Origin of the sequence: Halomonas sp. McH1-25 (genome assembly GCF_022348165.1) — a bacterium.
Lineage (GTDB): Bacteria > Pseudomonadota > Gammaproteobacteria > Pseudomonadales > Halomonadaceae > Modicisalibacter.
Genome location: NZ_JAKRFI010000001.1, coordinates 702,701 through 717,863 on the forward strand (window position 1 = coordinate 702,701; position 15,163 = coordinate 717,863).

25 protein-coding genes are annotated in these 15,163 nt (G+C 58.0%); 24 read left to right on the forward strand and 1 reads right to left on the reverse strand.

Annotated features, from left to right (window positions below):
• Positions 1-20 precede the first annotated feature (20 nt).
• The 23 genes from MHM84_RS03635 to MHM84_RS03745 all read left to right on the forward strand — a co-directional run bounded on the left by MHM84_RS03635 (position 21) and on the right by MHM84_RS03745 (position 13,845).
• Positions 21-380 carry a phage holin family protein gene (locus tag MHM84_RS03635; protein WP_239262523.1) on the forward strand — a complete coding sequence of 120 codons (360 nt, stop codon included), beginning with the start codon at positions 21-23 and terminating at the stop codon, positions 378-380.
• Positions 381-388: 8 nt separating this feature from the next.
• Complete coding sequence (locus tag MHM84_RS03640) at positions 389-649, forward strand: hypothetical protein (RefSeq protein WP_239262525.1); 261 nt, start codon at positions 389-391, stop codon at positions 647-649.
• Complete coding sequence (locus tag MHM84_RS03645) at positions 627-1,016, forward strand: DUF1353 domain-containing protein (RefSeq protein WP_239262527.1); 390 nt, start codon at positions 627-629, stop codon at positions 1,014-1,016. The genes MHM84_RS03640 and MHM84_RS03645 overlap by 23 nt, the downstream gene beginning before the upstream one ends.
• A 76-nt stretch (positions 1,017-1,092) precedes the next feature.
• Entirely contained in the window at positions 1,093-1,335 is a 243-nt protein-coding gene (locus MHM84_RS03650; protein ID WP_239262529.1) for a hypothetical protein, read from the forward strand.
• Between the two features lie 238 nt (positions 1,336-1,573).
• Positions 1,574-2,071, forward strand: a complete 498-nt coding sequence (locus MHM84_RS03655; protein WP_239262532.1) for a KilA-N domain-containing protein — start codon at positions 1,574-1,576, stop codon at positions 2,069-2,071.
• Positions 2,072-2,201: 130 nt separating this feature from the next.
• A complete protein-coding gene (locus tag MHM84_RS03660) occupies positions 2,202-2,723 on the forward strand; it encodes a hypothetical protein (RefSeq protein WP_239262534.1) in 522 nt (173 codons plus the stop codon).
• Between the two features lie 3 nt (positions 2,724-2,726).
• Positions 2,727-4,223 (forward strand): terminase, encoded by a 1,497-nt coding sequence (locus MHM84_RS03665; protein WP_239262537.1) that lies wholly within the window; start codon positions 2,727-2,729, stop codon positions 4,221-4,223.
• Entirely contained in the window at positions 4,223-5,629 is a 1,407-nt protein-coding gene (locus MHM84_RS03670; protein WP_239262540.1) for a DUF4055 domain-containing protein, read from the forward strand. Before MHM84_RS03665 ends, MHM84_RS03670 begins: the two co-directional genes overlap by 1 nt.
• 106 nt (positions 5,630-5,735) lie before the next feature.
• Positions 5,736-6,296 (forward strand): HNH endonuclease signature motif containing protein, encoded by a 561-nt coding sequence (locus MHM84_RS03675; protein ID WP_239262543.1) that lies wholly within the window; start codon positions 5,736-5,738, stop codon positions 6,294-6,296.
• Positions 6,296-7,492, forward strand: a complete 1,197-nt coding sequence (locus MHM84_RS03680; protein ID WP_239262545.1) for a minor capsid protein — start codon at positions 6,296-6,298, stop codon at positions 7,490-7,492. Before MHM84_RS03675 ends, MHM84_RS03680 begins: the two co-directional genes overlap by 1 nt.
• Before the next feature lie 15 nt (positions 7,493-7,507).
• Positions 7,508-7,666, forward strand: coding sequence for a hypothetical protein (locus MHM84_RS03685; protein ID WP_239262547.1), 159 nt, complete (start codon positions 7,508-7,510; stop codon positions 7,664-7,666).
• Positions 7,666-7,905, forward strand: coding sequence for a hypothetical protein (locus MHM84_RS03690; RefSeq protein WP_239262549.1), 240 nt, complete (start codon positions 7,666-7,668; stop codon positions 7,903-7,905). The genes MHM84_RS03685 and MHM84_RS03690 overlap by 1 nt, the downstream gene beginning before the upstream one ends.
• A 147-nt stretch (positions 7,906-8,052) precedes the next feature.
• Positions 8,053-8,808: a hypothetical protein gene (locus tag MHM84_RS03695; protein WP_239262551.1), complete on the forward strand. Its 756-nt coding sequence runs from the start codon at positions 8,053-8,055 to the stop codon at positions 8,806-8,808.
• A gap of 12 nt (positions 8,809-8,820) precedes the next feature.
• Positions 8,821-9,777 (forward strand): major capsid protein, encoded by a 957-nt coding sequence (locus tag MHM84_RS03700; RefSeq protein WP_239262553.1) that lies wholly within the window; start codon positions 8,821-8,823, stop codon positions 9,775-9,777.
• A gap of 45 nt (positions 9,778-9,822) precedes the next feature.
• Positions 9,823-10,155, forward strand: a complete 333-nt coding sequence (locus MHM84_RS03705; protein ID WP_239262555.1) for a hypothetical protein — start codon at positions 9,823-9,825, stop codon at positions 10,153-10,155.
• 3 nt (positions 10,156-10,158) lie between these two features.
• Positions 10,159-10,437: a PGDYG domain-containing protein gene (locus tag MHM84_RS03710; protein WP_239262557.1), complete on the forward strand. Its 279-nt coding sequence runs from the start codon at positions 10,159-10,161 to the stop codon at positions 10,435-10,437.
• A 3-nt stretch (positions 10,438-10,440) separates the two neighbouring features.
• The gene (locus tag MHM84_RS03715) at positions 10,441-10,818 is read left to right on the forward strand and encodes a DnaT-like ssDNA-binding protein (RefSeq protein WP_239262559.1); all 378 of its coding nucleotides are present in this window, start codon (positions 10,441-10,443) and stop codon (positions 10,816-10,818) included.
• A 2-nt stretch (positions 10,819-10,820) separates the two neighbouring features.
• Positions 10,821-11,207 (forward strand): hypothetical protein, encoded by a 387-nt coding sequence (locus tag MHM84_RS03720; RefSeq protein WP_239262561.1) that lies wholly within the window; start codon positions 10,821-10,823, stop codon positions 11,205-11,207.
• Between the two features lie 8 nt (positions 11,208-11,215).
• Positions 11,216-11,599 carry a hypothetical protein gene (locus MHM84_RS03725; protein WP_239262563.1) on the forward strand — a complete coding sequence of 128 codons (384 nt, stop codon included), beginning with the start codon at positions 11,216-11,218 and terminating at the stop codon, positions 11,597-11,599.
• A complete protein-coding gene (locus tag MHM84_RS03730) occupies positions 11,596-12,027 on the forward strand; it encodes a phage tail terminator-like protein (protein ID WP_239262565.1) in 432 nt (143 codons plus the stop codon). Before MHM84_RS03725 ends, MHM84_RS03730 begins: the two co-directional genes overlap by 4 nt.
• A gap of 76 nt (positions 12,028-12,103) precedes the next feature.
• Positions 12,104-13,048 (forward strand): phage tail tube protein, encoded by a 945-nt coding sequence (locus MHM84_RS03735; protein ID WP_239262568.1) that lies wholly within the window; start codon positions 12,104-12,106, stop codon positions 13,046-13,048.
• Positions 13,049-13,135: 87 nt separating this feature from the next.
• Complete coding sequence (locus MHM84_RS03740; protein WP_239262571.1) at positions 13,136-13,531, forward strand: hypothetical protein; 396 nt, start codon at positions 13,136-13,138, stop codon at positions 13,529-13,531.
• A gap of 20 nt (positions 13,532-13,551) precedes the next feature.
• Positions 13,552-13,845, forward strand: a complete 294-nt coding sequence (locus MHM84_RS03745; protein WP_239262573.1) for a hypothetical protein — start codon at positions 13,552-13,554, stop codon at positions 13,843-13,845.
• A gap of 165 nt (positions 13,846-14,010) precedes the next feature.
• Here MHM84_RS03745 and MHM84_RS03750 read toward each other — a convergent pair whose 3' ends face one another.
• Entirely contained in the window at positions 14,011-14,271 is a 261-nt protein-coding gene (locus MHM84_RS03750; protein WP_239262575.1) for a hypothetical protein, read from the reverse strand.
• A 451-nt stretch (positions 14,272-14,722) separates the two neighbouring features.
• Here MHM84_RS03750 and MHM84_RS03755 point away from each other — a divergent pair, with 451 nt between their 5' ends.
• Entirely contained in the window at positions 14,723-15,058 is a 336-nt protein-coding gene (locus MHM84_RS03755) for a hypothetical protein (protein ID WP_239262577.1), read from the forward strand.
• Positions 15,059-15,163 lie beyond the last annotated feature (105 nt).

The following is a 15,163-nucleotide window of genomic DNA, read 5'->3' on the forward strand; positions in this document are numbered from 1 at the left end:
GCGCCTCAAGAGGTGCGCACATGCCCCTTCAGACGAGATCCGCCATGCCAGAGAAAGATCCAAACAACTGGCAGTGGCTACTAGACACCATAGCGGTCTATATGCCGCATGCCTTCGCCGCTTTCCTCACCTTTGCCATGGCGCTGACGCGCGGCATGCAAACAGGTGGCCCATTCAAGAAGGCGTTCATGGGTGCCGTGGTCTGCACGCTATTCGCGATTGCTCTGTACCCGACATTCCAGTGGATAGCGGAAACGAGAGGCTGGCCGCCCGTGGTCGGCTTTGCCCCCTGCGTGTTCCTGTCATTCATGGGCACCGACTGGATTCGCATTAAGGCCGATGACATCTATGAGGTGTTCGTGGGCCGCTGGCGTAAGTGAGGTAAGCCATGAAGCGTATCGCCCTGCTGGCTCTCCTGCTGCTGGCAGGCTGCGCCTCGATCAAGACGCCCATCGATGCTGATTACCAGTTCGGCGACACGACGGGCTCACTGCTCGCACTACAGCACGACTACTGCGTCGAGGGCGACATGATCGCTCGCCAGCTCCTGCTGATGTCTGCACGAGCGCTGATCCCTGACTACCCGCCGAGCGGACTGTGTACTGACCTGATCGAGGTGCTGAGCGATGCGAGTAACGATCAACAGTGACCTCGTGACGGTGCGTGCGCCCAAAGGGGCCAAGACGCCTTGGCTGACAGGTCGTGCTACTCGCTGGATGATCGCGTCGCCCTATGTGCTGACGATCAACGGGACGGTGCGCATCGTGCCGAAAGGCTACATATTCGATGGCAGCTCCATCCCCTCGTGGTTGTGGTGGCTGTTTCCTCCTAGCTACGGGCCGGCATGGCGAGCCGCTGCATACCATGACTACTGCTACTCGCATCTGTACAGGCAGGTCACGAAGCAGCACGCCGACGAAGCCTTCCATTCCATCATGCTCGCAGACGGTGCCAAGCCATGGATCGCCAAGACATTCCATTGGGCGGTGAGTTCGTTCGGCAAGGGCGGTTGGTAGCAGCCTGGCTCTACTCCCGCGCCCTCATGGCCTGGTGGATAGGCTCGACTCTGATTTACGAATTACGGAGAACACGATGATTCGCAGGCTGATGGATATTATGGTGCCCCGCTTCATTACTGAGGACGTGGCCTGCTACGAGGGTGAGGACGGTATCAGCTATCCGGCCTTCTGTATGGCGGACTTCGACCATGAGCATGACGAAGCGCCTGACGCCATCATTCGCATGCGCAGCTTCAACCTGTTCGGCTTCTCCATCCTCCCGCGCATGGCTGGCGAGGTTATGGAGTACGACGAGTGGCTGAACACTCAGCGGTAGCCAGGAGGTGATCCTGATCCGCAAAGGGCTGCGTGCCGAGAGGCAGTGAGCGCAGTACCAGCGTCACGAGAAAGGTCGTGGCGTGCCTATTCAAGCCCTGCCATTCGGCGGGGCTTTTTCATGTGCGCCATGCCCGGCGCTTAAACCAGAGTCTCGCAGAAATGAGCTTCGGAGAGCCACGGCTAGCTCTGGGGCCGTTGTTCTGGGCAACGAGGCTCATTTCTACGAGGTAACAGCAATGCAAAACGTTGTCCCGTTCCCCTATCAAGGCCAAACCGTTCGTTTCAATACGGATGGGTGGATCAACGCGACGGAGATCGCCAAGCGCTACGGCAAACGCCTAGATCGCTGGCTGAGAACCGACGAGACGCAGGAGTACATAGCTGCTCTGGCTCGCCATTTAAATACCCCCGAAAAGGGGGATTTGATTCGGACCCAGCGAGGCCGCGGTGGTGGCACCTGGCTTCACCCCAAACTCGGCGTGGCGTTCACCCGCTGGATCGATGTTGATTTCGGCGTGTGGGCAGACATGCAAATCGACGCCCTGTTGCGCGGAGAGGTTGGTGTCAGGCAGCGGTACGAAGAAGCCTGCCAGGCGCTCGACGATCAGAATGAACGCGGAAGCATGGCCGGTCGTGAGTTGGCTAGCCATCGTTGGTCAAAACCGCCGCTTGAGGCCCGCGTTGAGTATTGGCGTGATCAGTTGCAAATGACGCTTGCTCTGGATGTGGCATAACGCCCTACATTGCCCAGTCAGGCACTGGGCGTAATCCTGTCTCAGAGACAGGGTTGGATGAGGCCGCACGCCGGCCCATCCCAGTGCGCATTCGCTGAGTGCGGAGTGGGATGATTCACGAGGAATTGATATGGCAACTCAACCTGACTGGGAGAGCATTGAGCGTGCCTACCGGGCAGGTTCATTGTCTATCCGCAATATCGCCGATAAGTACGGCACCAAAGAAGGCACGATTCGCAGTCGCGCCAAGAAGCACGGCTGGCAGCGTGATCTAACGGAGCAAGTCAAAAGCTCGACCAACGAGAAGCTTTCACGCGCTGCGTCACGCACTAGTGTCACGCGTGAAGATGCGCGAACCGATGCCGAGATCATCGAGGAAGCATCGACCGAGGCTGCATCCGTTGTCCTGGCCCACCGTACAGAACTGGCCGAGTGGCGCATGATCGCCAGCAGGCTTTGCGTGGCGTTATCCGGCATGAAGATCGGAGAGGACAACCACGACAAGTTCGCCCGCTCGCTGAACGCTGGTGTCGATGCACAGCTCAAGGTCATCAAGGGTGAGCGTCAGGCCTACAACTTGGATGCCGCAGAAGGCGACAAGGATACCAACGCTCTATCCGAGCTGATGGATGCGCTATCGAACGAGGCCTAAGCCATGCCATTGACCCGAGAGCACCTAGCGAAGCTCAGGGATAAGCACTGGCGGCTAAATAACCTCTACTTCATAACCGACAAACGCGGTAAGAAGGTGCGCTTCCGTATGACGCCGGAGCAGGTCGCCTATTACGACGGCATGCACACGCGGAACCTGATTCTCAAGGCGCGTCAGCTCGGCTTCACCACTGAACAATGCATCATTCAGCTGGATGCCGCTCTGTTCGAGTCAGCCAAGTGCGCCCTGATCGCTCACACCCTGAACGACGCCAAGCGCCTATTCCGCGAGAAGATCCAGTATGCCTACAAGCACCTGCCTATCGAGATACGCCAAGCGAACCCAGCGAGCAACGACGCAGTCGGCGAACTGGTGTTCTCCAAGGGCGGATCGCTGTACATCAGCACTTCGTTTCGTGGCGGCACGTTGCGTTACCTGCATGTCTCCGAGTTCGGGAAGATATGTGCCAAGTATCCCGAGAAGGCCAGGGAGATCGTCACAGGCGCTTTCGAGGCGGTGTCCGATGAATGCTTCGTCACCATCGAATCGACCGCTGAGGGACGCGCTGGCTCGTTCTTCGAGTATTCGCAGCAAGCCGAGAAGCAGATGCTTTCCGGCACGCCACTTGGCCCCCTGGACTGGAAGTTCTTCTTCTTCTCGTGGTGGCGTAACCCGCTCTACAGCATCGAGCCATTGGGTGAGCTGCCGCAACGCCTCAAAGACTACTTTGCCGAGCTGAAGGCCAAGCATGGCATTGAGGTCACCGAGGGCCAGAAGGCTTGGTATCACGCTAAGGAGAAGACGCTAGGCGAGGACATGAAGCGGGAATACCCGTCGATCCCTGCCGAAGCCTTCCAGCAGTCAGTCGAGGGCGCGTACTACGCCAAGCAATTCGCCAAGCTCTATGCCGAGCGGCGCATTGGCGAGCTCCCCGACAACTCGCATCAGCCTGTCTCGACCTATTGGGATTTGGGTGTGGGCGACTCGACGGCTATCTGGTTCGTGCGCCAGGTCGGCGAGCAGTTCCACATCGTGGACTACTACGAGAACAGCGGCGAAGGCCTGCGCCACTACATGAAGGTGCTCAAGGATCGCGGCTACACCTATGCCGAACACTGGGCGCCACATGACATCGATAATCGTGAGTTCGGCGGTGACGGCAAGACACGCCGAGAGCTGGCGAAAGAGGGCTATGAGGTCGATGGGCAGCGCTACACCATCCAGTTCAATGTCGTTCCCAAGCTGGGCGTGGATGAAGGCATTGAGGCGGTGCGTGAAATCCTGCCTAAGTGCGCCTTCGACCAGTCGAAAGCCGAGCAAGGCATCCTCTGCCTGGAAAACTACCGCAAGGAGTGGGACGACAAGCGAGGCTGCTGGAAAGACAAGCCGCTGCACGATTGGTCGTCACACGGCGCTGATGCGTTCCGCTACTTTGCCATTGCCAAAAACAGAAAGCCGGCGCCACGCGCTGGCATGAGACGTATTGGAGGACTCGCTTAATGGGCGTCACTGCAACACATGAGCAATATGACGCCATGAGCGACGACTGGCGCATGATGGAAGATGCGCTAGTCGGGCCACGGGCGATCAAGGCGTCAGGTACGGCTTATCTGCCCAAGACTAGCGGCATGATCGAGGCGGAATCGCTGGCCGGCACTGACAATAGCCCGGTATCGCTGGAAGATGCCCGCAAGCTCTATCTGGCCTACAAGGACCGCGCCGATTACCCCATGTGGGTCAAAGACTCGCTACGGACAATGATCGGCCTAGTATCCCGTCAAGAGCCCGAGATCGCCCTGCCTGAGCGCATGAAGGCGCTCGAGCACGAGGCGACGGCTGACGGCTTTGGGCTGCAGCAACTCTTCCTGCGCGTCGTCTCTGCCCTGCTTACCAAGGGACGCAAGCCGCTACTGGTCGAGTTCGATGATTCCGGCAATCCCTACATTGCCACCTACACCGCCGAGACGGCCACCAACTGGCGCACAAGCGACGCGGGCGGACGCCAAGACCTGGCGCTAGTCGTACTCAAGGAACCGCGCCTCAAGGGCGGCGATGAATTCGAGCCGGAGTATGAAGACGTCTATCGCGTGCTCGATCTGGTCGATGACCGCTATCGTGTTCGCGTGATGCGTGAAGACGGCTCGCTGATCGGGGAGGAAGAGTTTCCGGGGCGTGTAGGCGGTTCGCAGTCCACACCGCTCACCTTCATTCCCCTGGTATTTGCCGGCTCGACCGACAACAGCGTGGACGTGGACGAGATCCCGCTGCTTACCATGGCGCAGTCGGCGCTGATGTATTACCGCCTGAGCGCGGATTACTACCAATCGTTGCACTATACGGCCCATCCGCAGCCAGTCATCAGCGGCATTGCCGCTAACGAAGAGCTTCGCGTGACAGGCCCGATGGCAGCTTGGACGCTGGAGAAAGAGAACGCCAAGGCTTATTACCTGGAGTTCACCGGGGCAGGCATCGAGGCAACGCGCAAGGCAATGAGCGATCAACGCCAAGCAGCGGCTGAGGCCGGAGCGAAGGTGTTGGACATCGGCGGCCAGGAATCCGGCGAGGCTCGCAAGGCCCGTCAGTCGGATCAACACTCTTCGCTTTACTCGGTGTGCGTAACGGCTGCCGAGGCGATAGAGCAGAGCCTGCGCTACGTAGCCGAGTGGATGGGCATCTCGCCAGGCGAAGTTAAGTTCAAAGTTGAGCCGAAGTTCTCCAAAGAGGAAGTGGACTCAGCGATGTTGAACATCATCCACAACGTGGTAATGGCAAATAATGCTCCGCGCCAAGTATTGTTTGAGGCCATCCGGAAAGCTGGCATTACGGATATGTCGGATGAAGACATGGAGCTGCTTATTGAGGATGGCGGAAGCATTCTTGATTTGCCTAATCGCGCCGCGACTTAGCGGTTTAGTGCTATAATTAAATTGTGCGGCTAGGTTCGCTACCGAAAGGCGTGAGTCTCGCGCTTGCCGCACACCCTCAAGAGACAATCGAATAGGAGACGATTCGATGGGAAAAGCAAACCCCCTTACTGCCAGACAGTTTGAAGACCATGTTGTTTACGATCCAGCCACTGGGATTATGAGGTGGCGCTCCGATAGACCGCAGAAGCGAGACGAGCCGATAGGCGCATACCGTAGATGGGTAAGTCGGTTTGGTGGTCAAGAGGTTGGCACTTTTCATGTTGAGGGTTACCGGCAGTTTGCAATGGATGGGGTTATTTATAGGGTCCATAGAGTTGCAGTTGCAATAGTAGCCGGTAAATGCTCTCCGGAAGTTGAGGTTGACCATCTTGACGGGGACAGATCAAACAATAGATGGGAAAACTTAAGGCTCGTCGACAGGTCTCTTAACAGTAAAAACATGGCGATGAGTAGCAGGAATAAGTCTGGCGTTGTTGGCGTTTCTTATGATAAGCGGCGAGATAGGTGGCAAGTTTATGGCTGCAATAAGTATCTTGGTGCATTTAAAAACATCGATGACGCAATAGCAGCAAGACAAAGGTGGCTAGATGGCCAAGACGGCTATACGAGCAGGCACGGTCAGCCGTCTAATGGAGAGATAGCATAATGGCAGACACGAAGCAGGATAGAGACGAAGCGCAGCGACTGGTGATCGCCGCCATCGCTCAGCACACGTCCTACCTGCATCGCGCCTCGACGGCCACTGCCAACCGTATCAAGGAAATCATCGACGAGAGCGGCAAGGCGCTGGCCTCCGAGTTGCTGGACCGTCTCGACAACCTAACTCAGGGTGAGCGGGCTGCCCTACAGCGTTACCGGGTGGGTGCCAAAATTGAGCGCCTGCCGACTCGTGTCCAAGGTGTGGTCAAGTTCATTGAACAGTGGGCAGACGAACTCGACTCGCAGATACGCGACCGCTTCACTGCCGATGGTAAGGAGCTTGCCGGGGAGGAGGTGCGGTACACCGAAGACCTGATGAGTCAGGTCTTGGTTGAGTCGGCAACGGTCTCCATCACCGCCCAGCAAGCCTACGCCAAGGCGATGCAGGAGCCACTGCTGGGTCAGTTCGTTGAAGACATGCTGGCCGAGGTGGCGGCAGGCACCAAGAAGCGCGTCTACAACCGCATCCGCGAAGGTGTAGCTAACGGCGAAACGAATGCCGAGATCGTGCGCGCCCTGCGCGGCACCAAGGCGCTGAACTTCAAGAACGGCATTCTCCAGACGACCCGCACCGAAGCCGAGCGCGTAGTCAGAACAGGGCGGCAACACATCAGCACGACCGCCTACGAGGAAACCTATCGCGCTCTCGATGTCAGGGAGCTGGTGTGGGTGGCAAGTTTGGAGTTGCGTACCTGCAAGCGCTGCGCCCCCTTGGACGGCAAGCGTTTTAAGATCGACGATCCGCATCCGCGCCCCGCGCTGCATCCGAACTGTCGATGCAGCATCGCGCCGTCATTCGACGGTGAGGTCATGGGCAAAAGGCCGTATGTGCGGGCAATGAAGGTCAAAGGGCGGGATGGCGATGCCAAGTACCGTTCTATCGGTAACATGACCGAGAAACAGCGCAAGGAAGCGGGGCTGGAAGTTGGCCAAGTATCCGCTAGTACGACATTTAACGACTGGTTCTCGCGTCAGCCAGCCAAGTACCAGCGCGAATGGCTTGGCGATAAGCGGTATGCACTCTACTCCAAGGGCGATTACACGCTGGACCGCTTCACCGATCCACAGAATAGGGAATACACGCTGGAAGAGCTGGCCGCTCGAGACCGTGAAACCTTCGAGCAGCTATTCAGCGAAGCATGATGGTATGCTCGCCTAATGGACGAGAACCTGATAGCCGACAACTGGTTTCAGATGTGGTGGCGTGCCTGGCTCCGGCGACAGGCCGGTATCGCTACGCCTGCCGATCTGGTCAACGAGAAGCTCGGCTGGACGATGAGCTACGAGCTGATGCGACGCATCGAGGGGTGGAAGTGATGGGCAAGAGCTTTCGCAAGACGCCGATAGCCGGCATGACCTGCCGTGGCCACAAGATGGGCGAGAAGCGAGACAAGCAGTTTGCCAATCGTCGTCTGCGAGCCGCTGAGCGCTCTTGGTTGGCTGCTAGCACCGATACCCCTGCCCCGCTGCTGCGTGAAGTCTCAGAGGTCTATTGCTTCGCCAAAGACGGCAAGCAGTATCTGGGTGATCGACACCCCGAGATGCTGAGAAAGTAACTCCCCTAAACACCCCAAGCCCTGCTTTCGAGCGGGGCTTTTTTATGGCCGCCCATTGAGGCGGCTTTTTCGTATCTGTCCTTTGGCGTGACGCCGCTGGGCATTCACCTAGCCCGAGATGGGCGAATCAAACGAGAGGTTTGATCCATGGCATTGCAATTCGAAGTCGATTCGCTCGACAGCATTCCCGAAGGCGTCCGTGACCAGTATGTCGAAGCCGAGGATGGGAAATTCCGGCTAGACCTCGATGGCTACGAAGACCCGACCGGCCTCAAGTCTGCACTGGATAAGGAGCGCAGCGAGAAGAGGGAACGAGACCGTCAGCTTCGCGAGATGCAGAAGCGCTATGACGGCATCGACCCCGACAAGACTCGCGAAATGCTCTCCCGCCTAGAGCAAGACGAGGAATCCAAGCTGATCGCTGAAGGCAAGATGGATGAAGTGATCAACCAGCGCACTGAGCGAATGCGTGCTGAGCATGAGCGGCAACTGACGCAGCTACAGCAGGAGGCCGAGACGGCCAAGACGTTTGCTGACAAGTTCCGTGGGCGCGTTCTAAGCGACGAAGTGCGAGCAGCCGCCTCCGAGGTTGGCTTGATCGATACCGCCGCGAGGGACGCCTATCTGCACGCGCAGACCATGTTCCAAGTTGACGACGAAGGCAATGTTGTCGCGAAGGAGGAAGCTGGCTTCGACGCCAACGGCAAGCCTCTGACCCTGAAATCGTGGCTCGAATCCATGCGTGATTCAGCCCCTCACTGGTTCCCGGTTGCCAAGGGTGGTGGCGCCCCCGGCAGCAATGGCACGCGAGGCTCTGTGAAGCGCTCAGCCATGTCTGCCGAGGATAAGTACGCCTACATCCAGAAGCACGGCCAGAAAGCCTATCTCGATCTACCAAGCTAAGGACACTGACACATGGCGACTACCGTCAACTCAGACATGATCATCTACAACGATCTGGCACAGACCGCCTATCTGGAGCGCATCCAGGAGGTCTTCCAGGTCTTCAATGCGGCCTCTCAAGGCGCAATCGTTCTCGACTCCGAACTGATCGAAGGTGACTTCCGTCGTCGCGCTTTCTACAAGATCGGTGGCGCCATCGAGCATCGCGACGTGAATGCGACTTCTGCCGTCACCGGCAAGAAAATCAGCAACGGCGAGATGGTCGGCGTGAAGATCCCCTTCAAGTACGGCCCCTACGAGACTACCGAGGAAGCGTTCAAGCGTCGCGCTCGCTCTCCGGAAGAGTTTTCCATGCTGGTCGGGCAGGACTACGCCGATGCTGTCATGCAGGGCCGTCTGTCCTTCGCCACTGCCGCCCTCAAGGCCGCCATCGCTGCGAACGCCAATATGTCCGTGGCCGGCGAGTTCTCCACTGATGGCAAGATCCTGCTGACCAAGGCGCTGCGTCGTTTCGGCGATCGCTTCAACCGCGTCAGCATGTGGCTGATGGATTCCGCCTCGTACTTCGACATCGTGGATAACGCGATTGCCGAGAAGATCTACGAGGAAGCTGGTACCGTCATCTACGGTGGCCAGCCGGGCACCATGGGACGCCCCGTCCTTGTCACCGACGAGACCCCGGCCAACTCTGTGTTCGGCCTGCAGCAAGGCGCAGTGACCGTCACTGAGTCTCAGGCTCCGGGCTTCCGCTCCTACCCGATCAATGACCAGGAGAACCTGGCCATGGGCTTCCGTGCGGAAGGCACGTTCAACCTCGAGCTGCTCGGCTACAGCTGGGATGACACGGTTGGCGGCGCCAACCCGACGCTGGCTGCCATCGGCACCGGGGCGAACTGGACCAAGTACGCCACTAGCGACAAGAACACCGCTGGCGTGCTGATCGATACCACTCCGGCTGCAACTACCTGATAGCAGTGGGCGTCCTTCGGGGCGCCCTAGTTCTTGGAGATTCCAATGGAACTGATCTACTCGACCCGGGCGAGCGGCTTCGAGGCAGGCAAGCGCTATCGCAATCCGGATTACTTCGACCGGCCTGAGCGTGGCGTCGATAGCGTCGTGGTAGAAGGCGATTACCCGCGCATTGTCGAAGCCTACGAGGCGCTCAACGTGCCCGTCTCAGCGAAAGACCCCCAAAGCCAGGCCAAGGCTCAGGATGAGGAAGAAAACGCCTCAGACGACGAGCGCGACGCCCTGGCGGCTGAATACGAAGAGCGTACCGGCAAAAAGGCTGGTCGCATGAAGGCCGACACGCTGCGCGAGAAGCTGGACGAGCTGAACGAGGAATAACCCATGCGCTATCGCAAGAAGCCTGTAGTGATTGAAGCCGTCAGGTTCGTGCAGGGCATGGATGTTACCGAGCCGCGATGGCTGGGCGATGCAATCTCGGAGAATGTGGTTATTACCCACGGTCTCGGCAAGTTTGCGCGTGGTGAGGTGTACGCCACCATCAAGACGTTGGAAGGTGATCATCGCTGCAATGAAGGCGACTACATCATTCGCGGCGTGAAGGGTGAGCTATATCCATGCAAGCCTGACATCTTTGAAGCCACTTACGAGCCAGTGGAGTAATTCATGGCCCAGTACATCACTGTCACGGACGTAGATACCCAGCTCGGCAGTGATTGGGCCGAGCCAGCAGCAAAGGATCGCGCCGTTCGGCAAGCCAATGCCTGGCTGACAGCCAAGCTGTCGGGCCGCGAGTTCGATACCGTGCCCACGCCTATCATCGAGGCCGGCGCCGAGCTAGCCCAGATGGCCGCCAATGGCACGCTGTACGCCGACTCCGATGGCGATGTGAAGCGGGAATCGGTTGAAGCCGACACCGTGTCCGTCGAAACCGAGTATCAGGACGGCTCTAGGGCCGTGCAGGGGGCGCTTTTGTACGTGCTCGACCTCCTGAAGCCGTGGCTTAACCCCTACGGCTCAGTGACGCTGCTTAAGAGGCTCTAGACATGGGCTACATCAGAGACAAGATCAACGCCAAGCTCCCCAAGGCCTTCGACGGCAAGCTGGCCGATGCGGTGCATTCGTTCTCGTTCTCGCGTTCATCCGGCGGATCCGTTGACCCGGTAACAGGCGTGCCTACGGGCGGGACGACTGTCGTCGTTACTGGCCGGGGCAGCTTCGGCTCATACGAGGCGCACGAGACGGACGGTGACAAGATCCGCATCACCGATACACGGTTGACCGCGTTGGTGACGGAGGTGGTCGATCAATCCGGTAATCAAGTGGCCCCGCAGACCGGTGACGTCATTACCAGCGAAGGAGTGGCTTACGAGGTGGTTAACGTCAGCAACACTGCCGGCGCGATCTACTCCATCCAACTGCGGAATTCGTGAGGTGGCTCATGGCGTGGGACAAGAAGCCGAGCGAGTTCATGGATATTGTCGAGGCTGGGCTGTCGAAGCAGATGAAGGACATGGCTTCATTTGGGCTGCAGCAAGTGATTTATCACTCCCCTGTCCAAGACGGCGCATACAAGGGGAATCATCGCGTAAGCATCGGCTCCCCAGCTGATGAATTCGATGAGAGCAGAAAGGATAAACAGGGCCAGGCGACCATTGATCAAGGCGAGGCGGTAATCAGCCTAATAAATGGTGATACGGAGCTTGTGTACATACAAAATTCGGCTCCCTACGCAGGACGTATAGAGCATGGGCATTCTCAGCAGGCCCCGCATGGGGTTTATGCCGAGGCAGACATTACGCTGAAGGAGCGTTACGGCTCATGAACAACACCACCATCCGGACTGAGCTGGTAACCCGTCTCACGCAGTGGGCTGAGCATCCTATTCAGTTCTATGGATACCCAGATGATGGGGACGTCGAGACCGCCAAGGCTAATGGCAATCCTTGGGTGACATGCATTCTTCGCCCAGCGCCTGCTGCCAATACTTCAATTGGTAGCGGCCCCCAGCCCCGCCGCCCTGGAGTTCTGATGCTCCAGGTCTTCGTCAAGCCCAAGTCATTTGGCGAACTGGAAGCCGGGGCCTCTCCCGAAAGCCTGGAATCGCTCGGTATCGCTGACTCGCTAACCGCTCACATGGAAAACAGGCGCCTCAATGGCGTTGTCACCGACGCGGCCAACGTGATCGTCGTCGGTGAGCAGGACGGATGGTGGCAACTTAACGTCAACATCCCCTACCGAACCACGATTTAACTGTCCCCCAACGGAACAAGCAGCCCGCCTCGAGCGGGTTTTTTTGTGCATTCAGAAAGCCCCGCGAGGTTAAGCAATGAGCGAGAGCAATCGCGTAAAACTGATCGTCGTGCCTGAAACAGCCTATGGCGCGACCCCTGCAGACTCTGCCAATTGGCAGACGCTGCGCTACACATCCGAGACCCTGTCCGGCACACCGCAAACCGTCACGTCGAGCGAGATTCGTTCCGACCGTATGACGGCCGACATGACGCGCACCGGCCTACAGGTCCAGGGCGACATCGGCGTCGAGCTGTCCACGGGCACCTTCGATGACCTGATTTCCGGGGCGTTTGCCAATAATTGGGCCGCCGACACGCCAACAGTTGGGTCCGACACCTTGCTGATCGGTACGGCGGATAAGTCGTTCTCCATCGAGAAGCAGTTTACCGACGAGGGCAAGTTCCTAGCCTTCCGAGGTATGCGCGTTGGTCAGATGAGCCTGAATTTCCAATATGGGCAGATCCTGACGGGCTCGTTCAATTTCGCGGGCAACGGCTCGGAGTCGGTCGCGTCCTCGCTGGTGGGCGCCGGGACTGTTGCTGCTGCCACGACCTCGAAAGTCCTGAACGCCTCGACCGATATTGCCTCGATCAGCATCGACGGCTCTACCGCTTCAGGCATCGAGATCCAGTCCATCTCCCTGCAGCTCAACAATAACCTGCGGGCCATTGAGGCTATCGGCCACGACGCTCCGGTTGATCAGAAGAAGGGCACGGCGGCGATCACCGGCACGATCCAGGCCTATCTCTCGGCTGAGTCCTTCGCCTGGTATCAGAAGTCGCTCGACCAAGCGGACGTTGCGCTGGAGTTCTCCGTCACGGACGGCACGGACACCTACACCTTCACCCTGCCCCGCATCCATCTGACCGTACAGGCCCCGCAATCTGGCGGGCTCGATCAGGACGTAATGATCAGCGCCGATTACACCGCGCTCTACGACAGCGTGGCCGGCACCTCCTTGAAGCTGGTTCGCAGCTAACGGTTTGGCGGCCTTGGATGTTAGTTCCGTGTCCTTGGCCGCCTCTTGATTCTAACGGAACGATAACGGAACCCGAGGTAATAGATTATGGCTAAGTATCAGATTGGTGGTGGCTTCAAGCAGGATGCAGCCGAGTCAGGCGTATGGACCGACGACTTCGGCCCCGAGCTCAAGATCGCCTCTTCGGAGAGCATGACTTACAAGAAGGCGCTGGAGCGCCTGTTTCGCCCGCATCGCCGCAAAGAAATCTCAGTCGAGAAGAGTAACGCAATCACGCTCAAGGCGATGGCTGAGGCACTGCTGGTGGACTGGAAGAAGGGCGACATTGCCGACCCTGAGACCGGCAAGGACCTGACATACAGCGTAGACAACGCCTATCTCGCGCTGAGCAAAGATCCCGAACTTCGAGACTTTGTGTCCTCCTATGCTAGCCGAGTGGCGAACTACAAGGAGGAGGCGCTCGAGGAGCGCGTGGAAAAGTAACGACGGCGCTACGCTGGAACATGCAGTGGGCGGACAAGATCGACTTCCTCTTGGCCATTGAGGAACAGCGGGGCTATGCACCACAGGCCCTGCTGGACCGCCCCGAGCTTGATCTAACGGAGCGCTGGTACATGCAGGCCTTTTCCGCCCTATCCCCTTCCCGACAATCAGGCATGGGCGTGGGCGGCATACCGGTGTCTGAAATCAAGGCCTATGCCGAGTTCGTGGACATCGTTACCGAGCCTGACGAGTTCCTGGCTGTGATCCGCGCGATGGATGCGGTTTGGCTTGAAGAGCAGGCGAAGCGTAAATAGCCCCGCAGGACGGGGCTTGGAGATAGATATGACCGAGATCGAGAAAGACCTAAAAGAGATTCGTAGGCTGTTGGAGAAGCTGGTGAAACAGCAAGAGCGAAAAACGCAAACTCTCTGAGTGGCTATGAAGCGAGCCCGTCATTGCAGGCTCGCCCGAGCGAAAGATTATAAGGAGCCCAAGATGAAGGTAAGTATTGGATTGCCGCCTTCGTCATCGTCCTCATGGCTGGCCCCGTCAGGGGTTAGGTCATGCCTGCGGGCAACGCATCGAAATGTGTAGCCTTCGTCGCTACCTTCAGGGAAAAGTCGCACCAGGTCGCCTGCGAGTATGTTCGCCGGATCAATTAGTAGACCTTTCTTCTTATTTTTCAACGCCTCGCGAGTAGAATCGCTTACGCTATCGTCAAATTCAAAACGAATGCCCATCCTGCGCACCTTTCTGGTTATGGGTGGAACTAGCAGGCTAAGCAGTTTTGACTAGAGACGCATCTGGCAATGCGTACAGGCACAGGCTGGGGATGTTTTGCTTCACATGTAGCGACGCCTTGGTATGCTTGCTAGCCATACAGAGGTCATCAGCCGCAACAGAGGAAGCGATGCCGGAGAACCCAACGCCAGAGAAGAAGCCGTCGCTTGAGTTGGGCGATGTCATAGGTGAACTGGTTGTTCTGGCCATTGTCGTAGGTGCGATACCAGAGCTGTTTATAGGCGGTCTTCGCGATGCGTTTGGCGCTTGCGGGTTCGGCCCGGACGTTTGCAAAAGCTATATCGCGCAAGGGCTTTGGCAAGCCGCTGGCGGCGTAATTTGCGTGTCCATCGCTATGTGGATCGCTTTTAAGCTATATTTACGCAAGAGAGATAGGTAAGGAGGCAGCTTATGGAACCCATGCAGATTGCCGTGCTTGCGCTATCCGCTCTGGCCGTACTCATCTTGGTTGTGGGCTTTGTATGCCTCAGACGCCTGCAGAACCGTGACGCCGAGAAGCGTGAGCAAAGGCTTCAGGAAGAGCAGCGTATGCGCCAGGAGGAAGAGCAGCGCCAGAGGAGCATTAACGAGGTCCTTGCGTCACCGCTGCATTCCATTATGCGCGCGGACGCTGGTTTCTACGGCAAAAATAGTTATGTCGATCAAGAGCTTATTCACGCCCTCGCAAAGATTGTTGTTCGCCCCGCGAATGAGCCAGAGAGAAAGCGCGATCACTACAGTGGATAATCTCCCTCAATAGCGCTAGATGGACAAGATGAAAGGGCTGCTTTGGCGGCCCTTTCGCCTTCAAGGCTACGAGGGTAGTCGCCCCTGGGCTGGCCAAGGCTTAAC